The 9,073-nt window shown below is 41.0% G+C and carries 10 protein-coding genes and 1 other annotated feature; of the genes, 7 read left to right on the top strand and 3 right to left on the bottom strand.

All coding sequences use genetic code 11. From position 1 onward, the window contains the following. Positions 1 to 228 precede the first annotated feature (228 nt). Positions 229 to 1,581, top strand: a complete 1,353-nt coding sequence (locus tag GZ63_RS0115070) for an MFS transporter (protein ID WP_029270983.1) — start codon at positions 229 to 231, stop codon at positions 1,579 to 1,581. 282 nt (positions 1,582 to 1,863) lie between these two features. On the opposite strand, the gene GZ63_RS0115065 is transcribed toward GZ63_RS0115070, so the two are convergent. After that, the gene (locus tag GZ63_RS0115065) at positions 1,864 to 2,268 is read right to left on the bottom strand and encodes a FadR/GntR family transcriptional regulator (protein WP_051681516.1); all 405 of its coding nucleotides are present in this window, start codon (positions 2,266 to 2,268) and stop codon (positions 1,864 to 1,866) included. A gap of 102 nt (positions 2,269 to 2,370) precedes the next feature. Then, positions 2,371 to 2,611 (top strand) — a binding site (T-box leader). A 59-nt stretch (positions 2,612 to 2,670) separates the two neighbouring features. Between GZ63_RS0115065 and GZ63_RS0115060 the strand changes: the two genes are divergently transcribed. Continuing rightward, positions 2,671 to 4,266: a 2-isopropylmalate synthase gene (locus tag GZ63_RS0115060; protein WP_029270979.1), complete on the top strand. Its 1,596-nt coding sequence runs from the start codon at positions 2,671 to 2,673 to the stop codon at positions 4,264 to 4,266. Positions 4,267 to 4,604: 338 nt separating this feature from the next. On the opposite strand, the gene GZ63_RS17985 is transcribed toward GZ63_RS0115060, so the two are convergent. Then, the gene (locus GZ63_RS17985) at positions 4,605 to 4,751 is read right to left on the bottom strand and encodes a hypothetical protein (RefSeq protein ID WP_156947751.1); all 147 of its coding nucleotides are present in this window, start codon (positions 4,749 to 4,751) and stop codon (positions 4,605 to 4,607) included. A gap of 194 nt (positions 4,752 to 4,945) precedes the next feature. On the opposite strand from GZ63_RS17985, the gene GZ63_RS0115055 reads away from it, so the two are divergent. The 5 genes from GZ63_RS0115055 (at position 4,946) to GZ63_RS0115035 (ending at position 8,803) form a co-directional block, all read left to right on the top strand. Next, positions 4,946 to 5,665 carry a 3-ketoacyl-ACP reductase gene (locus GZ63_RS0115055; RefSeq protein ID WP_029270977.1) on the top strand — a complete coding sequence of 240 codons (720 nt, stop codon included), beginning with the start codon at positions 4,946 to 4,948 and terminating at the stop codon, positions 5,663 to 5,665. Between the two features lie 131 nt (positions 5,666 to 5,796). Beyond that, positions 5,797 to 7,260 carry an alkaline phosphatase family protein gene (locus GZ63_RS0115050; RefSeq protein ID WP_029270975.1) on the top strand — a complete coding sequence of 488 codons (1,464 nt, stop codon included), beginning with the start codon at positions 5,797 to 5,799 and terminating at the stop codon, positions 7,258 to 7,260. 127 nt (positions 7,261 to 7,387) lie between these two features. Further along, entirely contained in the window at positions 7,388 to 7,726 is a 339-nt protein-coding gene (locus GZ63_RS0115045; RefSeq protein WP_029270973.1) for a PadR family transcriptional regulator, read from the top strand. Further along, positions 7,723 to 8,265: a DUF2812 domain-containing protein gene (locus GZ63_RS0115040; protein WP_029270971.1), complete on the top strand. Its 543-nt coding sequence runs from the start codon at positions 7,723 to 7,725 to the stop codon at positions 8,263 to 8,265. Before GZ63_RS0115045 ends, GZ63_RS0115040 begins: the two co-directional genes overlap by 4 nt. A gap of 130 nt (positions 8,266 to 8,395) precedes the next feature. Then, positions 8,396 to 8,803, top strand: coding sequence for a helix-turn-helix transcriptional regulator (locus GZ63_RS0115035; protein ID WP_029270969.1), 408 nt, complete (start codon positions 8,396 to 8,398; stop codon positions 8,801 to 8,803). Here the strand turns inward: GZ63_RS0115035 and GZ63_RS18520 are convergent. Then, positions 8,793 to 9,073 (bottom strand): hypothetical protein (locus GZ63_RS18520; protein ID WP_226374458.1); only part of this gene is annotated, 281 nt, incomplete at its 5' end. The two genes, GZ63_RS0115035 and GZ63_RS18520, sit on opposite strands and share 11 nt — an antisense overlap.

Genomic DNA, 9,073 nt, shown 5'->3' with positions numbered 1-9,073 from the left:
TTGCGCGAGTGGGATGCTTTGCCGCTCGAGATGCCACGGTTGTTGCGCGACTTCCCGTGGTTATCGCTCGAGTTTACGCTATTCTTGCTCGACCTGCAGGAGGGAGCTAGAAAATTAGCCTTATCTAAGTTCCAGCCATGCCTTTATATTGAGTGAATTTCTCTGGAATGTTAAAATGTACTCTTATATCATTTTAGGTTTTTACAGCAGGAAAGGATGTGATGACGTGTGAAGAAACAGTTGAAATTTTTAATAGCGACAACATGGTTTATTACCTTGTTTGCTTCCTTAAATATTAATATGTTTAATCTTGGTATTCCACAAATTGCGAATACGTTTGATTTGAATTCTTCAGAAGCAAGCTGGATTACTTCAGGATTTATCCTATTTACCGGAATTTCCGCGATTACGTTTGGTAAGTTGGCAGATATCTACCCGACGCGTTGGCTCATGATGATCGGGATTGGGATACTTACGGCTGGATCACTGATTGGCATTTTGAGCCAAAACTTTTGGATGATTGTCATCGCTCGCATGATCCAAGGTGCTGGTGCCGGAGCATTTCCGTCGGTCAGCATGGTAATGGCTGCAAAATTTTACCCTCCACATAAACGAGGATTATTAATTGGAATTATCATGTCGAGTATTACGTTTGGGGCTGGTTTTGGTCCGTTAGTTGGAGGATATCTGACGCATTTATTAGGATGGAGAATTTTATTTGGACTTTCTTTGTTTAGTGTTGTTGGATTGCCCTTGCTGTGGCGCTTTACACCAAAGGAAACAACCTCCAGTGGCCATATCGATGTTGTCGGAGCTTTTTTATGCGTTTTAACTGCGCTGTTTCTGCTCCTCAGTGTGCAAATTCACCTATCATTCCTTGTCTTGGCAGCTATATTTGGCTTGATGATGGCATGGCAAAGTAAGCGAAGTAAAGATCCTTTCTTTCGGATTGAAATATTTAAAAATATTCCATACAGTATGTCAGCGTTAATGGTTTTTATGGTAAATTTATGCCATATCGCTGCTTATTTTGTTCTTCCGCTTATGCTGATCCATGTGAATGGCTTAAATGAAGCATGGGCAGGACTTATTATTTTCCCTGGTGCTGTATTATCAGCCTTTGCCGGCGGTCCAATTGGGAATATGACAGATAAATATGGCCCTTCGATGATGGTGCGCTGGGCAACGCTTATCATGGCCGCTGTTTTCCTATTGATTTCAACGGTTGTTGGACATTCCTATATTTGGGTGATGTTTGCGATTTTCTTTGAATATGTCAGTTACTCCATCAATCAAGTAGCCATTACAAGTTTTGCAAGTAAATCATTGGATATGGAAGAAGTCGGGGCTGGCATGGGCATGTTAAATTTACTCTTGTATGTAGGCATGGCAATTGGAACAGCTATATTCGGCCGTGTATTAACATTGGATATGGGAAAATGGAATCCGCTTAGCGATAGTCCTTTCCATGCGTATAGCAATGCGTTTTTAATCTTAGGCATTCTCATTTTAACCGTGATCGTGTTCTCAGCTATTGCCAAGCAGGCATCTGGGAAAAAGGAGCGGGTGAATGCTCCATAGGATAATATAAAGTAAGATCCACCATGTGTGATGAGCGTTTGATAAATGGTGGATTTTTTTATGGGAATGTACAGTGGAGGTTGAGCCAGGTATGGTGCCTGCGCGACTTGGAGTACGTATTGCGCGGGTTGGAGTCTTTATTACTCGCCTTCATTGGGTTGTTGCGCGCCTCGCCTTGGTTACTGCTCGAGTAGGACGTATTCTTGCGCGGGCTGGAGAACAAAAAGATAAGGTTTTCTGCGGGGGCAGAAAACCACTTTCGTGTTCGGAAGGAAAACCAAATTATTTATATCGTGTTTCAAGCTTTATTTTAACGTTCGTTAAGTGTTCTTTCATGTATTTTTTAGTAGCTTCTATGTCTCTTGCGCAAAAAGCTTCGTATATTTTCAAATGCTCGTGATAAACCTCTTTTCTTTTTCTGGGTTTTCCTATGTTTTTGGATAGAGAAAATTGTAATGAGTTTTCAAGAACAGTTCGTATATTCATAAATGTTTGTTCTAAAAAAGGATTTTTGGAAGCTTTGATTAGCGTGAGGTGGAATTCATAATCTGCCTCAGAACCGACACTTTCTTTATCCAACATGCTGTTTTTAAAGCGATTTAGCACGTCGAAAAGTTTCCGCTCATCTTGTTTGTTATGGCGCTCAGCTGCCAGTGCCGAAGCTTCCACTTCAATGATCATACGCATCATCAACTTCTATTAGAAAGATTAGAAAAAATAATATAAATTTCTGATATTTTTTGTTGACAACGGATCAGAATTCAGATATGATTGCAAATAATTAAATAATTATGAGCGAAGATTGGAACTAGTAGAAGTTTAGTAATCTTTCAGGGAGCCGGTGGGTAGTGCGAATCGGCAGTTACTTCCTTTGAACTCATCCAAGAGCTACTCCCTGAAAGAAAAGTAGGGGATGTCGGAATTCTCCCGTTATGAAGATAGGTGGTGATGGCCACCGAAAATGAAGTGGATTAATGATCAATTTGTTAATCAATTAGAGTGGTACCGCGAGTAACGCCTCGTCTCTATATAGCTATAGAGACGGGGCTTTTTTAATTTTATAAATAGTTTAAAAAGGAGTGCTTATACATGAGTCGAAAAATATGGACGTTTGATACAACATTGCGTGATGGAGAGCAAGTACCAGGGGCGAAGCTGAATAAATTTGAAAAATTGGAGGTGGCTAAACAATTAAAAAAGCTACAGGTAGATATCATTGAAGCAGGGTTTCCGTCCTCATCTGTTGGTGACTTTGAGGCGGTGCAAGATATTGCAAGGAAGGTTGGAAATACAGACGATATCATGATTACCGCTCTTGCCCGAGCAGTACAGGGTGATATTGATGCGGTGTACGAAAGTGTGAAAGATGCAGAAAACCCATTAATCCATATTGTGCTAGGTGCTTCGGATATTCACGTGGAAAAGAAGTTTGGTAAATCAAAGGATAAGATATTAGATATCGGTGTGGAGGCAGTGAAATACGCAAAAACACTTTTGCCGGAGGTGCAATACTCCACGGAGGATGCTTCTCGTGCTGATTTTGAATATTTATGGCAAACGATTGAAGCGGTTGTTAAGGCTGGGGCGACGATGATTAATGTTCCCGATACGGTTGGTTACGCAGAACCGGAGGAATTTGGTGAATTAATTTTTAAACTGAATGATCGCCTGAAAAACGTCAATGATCAGGTGTTATTAAGTGTTCATTGTCATAATGATTTGGGGATGGCGACTGCGAATACGTTAGCTGCAGTAAAAAATGGTGCAGATAAAGTGGAATGTACGATTAATGGGATTGGCGAGCGTGCAGGTAATGCGGCGCTGGAGGAAATTGTCATGGCAATGAATACACGACCGACTGCATTTCAGGCGCATACGAAAATTAATACGAAAGAAATTATGAACACGTCAAGGCTTATCAGCAGTTTGATGGGGCTTGATGTACAGGTGAATAAAGCAATTACCGGGGAAAATGCGTTTGCACATTCATCCGGAATCCACCAAGATGGGCTGCTGAAATCCAGGGATGCGTATGAAATTATTAGTCCTAAGGAAGTGGGCATGGACGATATGGACCTTGTGCTAACTGCAAGATCTGGCCGTCACGCTGTGAAAAATACGCTTGAAAAATTAGGATTTACAAACTTAACGGAAGCGCAGTTCGAAGGAATTTTTGAAGGATTTATTGAACTAGCGGATACAAAGAAGGAAGTGTATGATCATGATCTGTACGTGATCATTGAAAATTATTTCAGGGAGCAGAGCACGCAGGATCAAGGTTTAACCAACTTCAGTCAATATTTTTATGAACTGGTGGATCTGCAAGTGATCAGTAATAATCATTTTCCTTCTGCTAGTGTAAAGGTAAAAAAAGATGGCGAAGTTTTGGAAAGCAGCGCAGTGGGTACAGGTCCAGTCGATGCCGTGTATTCTGCGATCAAAGCAGTTAGCGGATTGGATATGAAGTTGATTGAATACCATATTAACAGTGTATCAAGAGGGATAGATGCACAAGGTAAAGTTAAAATTCAAGTGGAATATGAAGGGGAAAGGTATACGACAAAAGCGACCGATACAAACATTATGAAAGCAAGTGCACTCGCTTATATCAATGCGATTAACAGTATTGTCGTGGATCAATTAAGAGAAGGAAATATCAAAGTCGCAGAAGGAGTGACCATGTGACAAAAGGTTCAGCCATTGGAACTGACAGGTGCAAGGCAATTTTAGCGAAATAAGCTATTTTAAGTGACAAGCGAAGCGGCTTTTTACATGGATAAAAGTCGCTTCGCTTTCATTACGTTAGAGCGAGAAATTTCATCATTTCCCGGGAAATAACGTCAAATTTTTTTGGAAATGAAATGGAAGATTGTCGAGGTTTGTGAAAATATTGGCTTTGTCTGTGCAGAAATCGGAGCTAAGGGAATGTGCATTTGCCAGGCATGTTGATCTCACGCAGGGGATTCGATGTTTTATGTTCAAGTCGTACCGTGATTTGTATTGGTTAGTGCGCGAGTTTTCTGCTATATCGCTCGAGTAGCTCCTCTTGTTGCGCGACTCACACGTGTTATCGCTCGGCCTACCTCCCTTATTGCGCGAGCATGCCTTCCTATTGCTCGACTTTCTTGCTTTATTGCTCGACTGTTTGTCGTTGCTGCTCGCGCACGCATGATTATTGCGCACCATTATGTGAAAATTGCTCGTCCGAGAGAGCAGCTCGCTCGATTTCTGCTGTAGTTTGCGCGACTAGGAGTTAGAAAATCAGCAATGTTAATTTTGCCTAAATTCAGTATAAGTCTATTTGCTTTCTTCTTAAATAAAAAATTGTATAATGGGGGTTGATTAATGTTAAGGGAGTGTTCTTATGTCACAATCATTACAAGGAAAAACAGCAATCATCACCGGTGCTGGCAAGGGGATTGGTCGTGCGACTGCACTTGCTTTAGCTAAAGAAGGTGTTCATTTAGGGTTGTTGGCACGTACACAAGCGGATTTAGAAAAAGTAGCAGAGGAAGCAAAGCAAGAAGGTGTTACGGTTTCCATTGGTACCGCGGATGTATCCTCCAATGAAGAGGTTAAACAAACGATTGATCAATTAAAAAATAGTTTAGGGAAAATAGATATTTTAATCAATAATGCAGGTATTGCTAAGTTCGGAAGCTTTATGGAGCTTGATCCTGCTGAGTGGGAAAAAATCATTCAAGTCAATTTACTCGGTATGTACTATGTCACCCGTGCAGTATTTCCAACAATGGTAGAACAAAAATCCGGTGATATTATCAATATTTCTTCTACTGCTGGGCAAAAAGGTGGTCCTGTAACGAGCGCTTATAGTGCGTCAAAAGCCGGTGTGCTTGGGCTGACGGAATCACTTGCAATGGAAGCGCGCAAGCATGATATTCGTGTTACTGCATTAACACCAAGTACCGTTGTTACCGATCTAGCCATCAAAGAAGGCTTAGTAAAAGGGAATGAAGACAATGTGCTTCAGGCGGAAGATATGGCGGAACTTATTGTTTCACAACTGAAGTTAAATAAACGTGTATTTGTAAAAACAGCAGGACTTTGGACAACCAATCCATAAAAATACCACTGCTTTTTCACCTATATATAAAAACTGTCATACGTAGGGATGGCAGTTTTTTCTATTTTTTGTGTATATAACTGCTTCTTTTGTATAAGTTAAAGGTATATGTATGGAGGTAGGTGAAAAAGATGAAGCAATATCCATTACATAAGCCAATTATAATGCTCAATATGGATTCCTTGATGTCCATGCCACTGGAAACGGCTGCTCAGACTGGACGTGCACCGGCTCTGCAGTTTTTGATGGAGAGAGGAAATTATTTTTCCGATATGGTTACGTCCTTTCCCACGATGTCTGTTACGATTGACAGCAGTCTTTTGACTGGGACGTATGCGGATCAACACAAGGTACCAGGCTTAAATTGGTTTGATGTTTCCAAGAAACAGTTTATTAATTACGGAACCGGGTTTCGCGAAACACTTCGAATGGGGATGCGTCGCTCCATTCATAACATGCTTTATCAATTAAATAATGAACACTTGAGTGGAGAAGTGACGACGATTTATGAGGACTTAGCGCATATGGGAATTCCTTCCGCATCCATTAATTCATTTGTTTACCGTGGAAATACACCGAAAAAACTTCAAGTTCCGCGCTTGCTGAGCACCTTAACACGATTTGAAGATGGTGAATGGACAAGCAAAACAACGCCGATTTTCTCACTAGGTGTATTTTCCAAGCTTCGCCCGCGAGGCATCCCGACACAAATAGCAGCGGGCAATTATAAGTATACAGCGAAAGAACTTCGCTATTTAATGAAGAAAAATAAGCTTCCGGGCTTTACGTTTTGTATTTTTCAGGATATGGACGCGCGTATTCATTTTAAAGGGCCTTTGGATATAAAAGGGATTACGAAAATTGACAAGGAAATTCAAAAGATACTCAATGTGTATCCAAGCTGGGAAGAGGCACTCCATCAAAATATATGGATCGTGATTGGTGATAACGGCCATTCTCCTACAGGTTCGAAATATAAGAAGGTCATGATTGATTTACGTAAAATTTTGAAAAAACATCGGATCGCGCGTGTGGAGCGACCGGTTCGCAGGAAAGATCAGCTTGCGATTACTGTTAATCAGCGGATGGCCTATATTTATGTGCTGGATGATCAACTTCCTCTGTCTCAGGTGGTCCAACAACTAAAGAAAGATCAACGTATCGATGTGATCGCCTGGAAAGAGGAAGGGATGATTCATGTGGAATCTGGCAAGCATGAAAATTCCCTGACGTACAGATCAGGTGGAGATTATATGGATTTATATGAGCAAACGTGGCACTTAGAAGGAGAGCAGGATCTTCTTGATTTGCATGTGACCAAGGATAAAAAGGTAACATACGGGGATTATCCTGATGCACTTGCTCGTTTGCGCGGGGTACTGCATTCGCATTCCGGCCGTTTTATTGTTGTGAATGCCAAACCGGGATGTGAATTTAAAGCGCAATCCACACCCTTTCATCTTGCGGGAGCGGCACATGGCTCGTTGCACAGACAGGAATCCCTTGTCCCACTGATCATTGCCGGAACAGAGGCGAAACCAGCGTTCGCTCGTATGGTTGATTTGAAAGATTTTATTCTCCGGTTACGGAAATGAATGAAAGGCACAATTCTCTTTTGCAGAATTGTGCTTTTTCTTTTTCATATTGTTTACATTTATATCATATGATGATATATTATACATAACGATATATCATCATATGATATAAGAAAGGATAATTGCGATGGCACGATATACAACAGAAATGGAGGAACTCACAGATACGCCGTTTTATATATTGGTGTCTTTAATGGAAGCAAAACATGGATACTTCATTATGAAATCAATTGAAACCATGACAAATGGCAATTTTATTGTAGGACCGGCGTCTATGTATACAACGATCCAAAAGTTACTTTCCGCAGAATTAATCGAACTGGTTGATGAAGGCGATCGACGCAAAAAAACATATATCACAACCAAAAAAGGTGTGCAGCTTTTGAAAAAGGAAGTGAAGCGCAGACAAGAGATGGTGCGCCATGCGGAGAAAATGTTCAAAGAGAAGGGAGAGCCATTAGCATGAAACAGACAAAATATGTTTCCAGTGGTGGGTTGGCGTTTTCTGAAGAAAAGGATATGAAAAAGCTAAGTAAGTATGCCAAAAAGGGCTGGATATTAGAAGGCTTTGCCCCGTTTGGTTATCGATTACAAAAAGGAGAGCCGGCAACGATTCAATATTCCCTTGATTATCAAATGGATGCAGATGAAGATTACTTCGCGTATTTTGAAGCGGCTGGATGGTCGCATGTCTGCTCATCTGGAAACAGCATTCATCTTTTTTATGCACCAGTCGGGACAGCCCCCATTTATTCAGACAAAGAAACAATGATTGAAAAGTATGAAACGGAAAAGAAAAAAATGGGGAAGGCTGCTTTCATCATGCTGATCATTACATTCACCTTCATGTTCCTTGGCGCGTTAGGCAGTTATGGATGGGTTCCTGCACTGATTAGAAATGGCAGCCTGATTCTTGGTTATTTGTCACTAATCGCTCTTATTTTTACGGGGATGCCATATTTTGGGTATCGAAATAAATTGAATAAATTACTGAAACGTTCCTGATCGAATGGATGGAGATCCAGCGGAAGTAAAGGAAGTATGCGGGTTGTAAACCCTACGTTTACATTTTTTTACGACACGTTTATTCCACAATCAAAGGGATTGGTGTAGGCTTTTTGGAGGAGGTGGTGATTTGGGTGATGCATTTGGTGATAAGTTAAAGCGGCTAAGGGAAGAAAGTGGCATGTCCCAAGAGGCATTAGCGAAGGAATTAAATGTCTCACGTCAAGCCGTGTATAAATGGGAGTCTAATAAGGGTTATCCGGATATTGAAAATCTAATTCAAATGAGTGATCTATTTGCTGTAACCATAGACGAACTGATCAGGAGCGATAAAAAGTTGCAAAATAAAATGAAGATGGATGACGTGGAATCCCTTGCGTTTTCTGATCCAGGATTTTATATCGGAATTGTATTGGTTTTGCTTGGGGTAACCTTTTTTGATGACACTTTGTCCTATACGATGACCATTATCGGACTTTTAACGATTTTATTCTTTACGGATATCCTTCGATCCTTCCAATCGATGTTTAAAAAATAAATAAAAATAGCATGTGCATCCTCTTTTGAGTGCACATGCTATTTTTATGCTCCTTTAAGCTTTTGACAGCTTCAAAGAGGAGCGGGACTTTTTTTAGGTCCTTTTGGACGAGCGATAGAGGGATGAAGTCGCGCGATAAAGGGTTGAACTCGAGCGATAGAGGGTTGAACTCGAGCGACGCGGTCAGGAACTCGAGCAATATGGAGCTGAACTCGCGCGATAGAGGGTTGAACTCGAGCGATAGAGGGTTGAACTCGCGCGATAGAGGGT

It is taken from the genome of Virgibacillus alimentarius (assembly GCF_000709085.1).
Classification (GTDB): domain Bacteria; phylum Bacillota; class Bacilli; order Bacillales; family Amphibacillaceae; genus Virgibacillus_B; species Virgibacillus_B alimentarius.
Note: the sequence above shows the minus strand (reverse complement) of the source record. Positions and strands in the feature narration are given on the sequence as shown.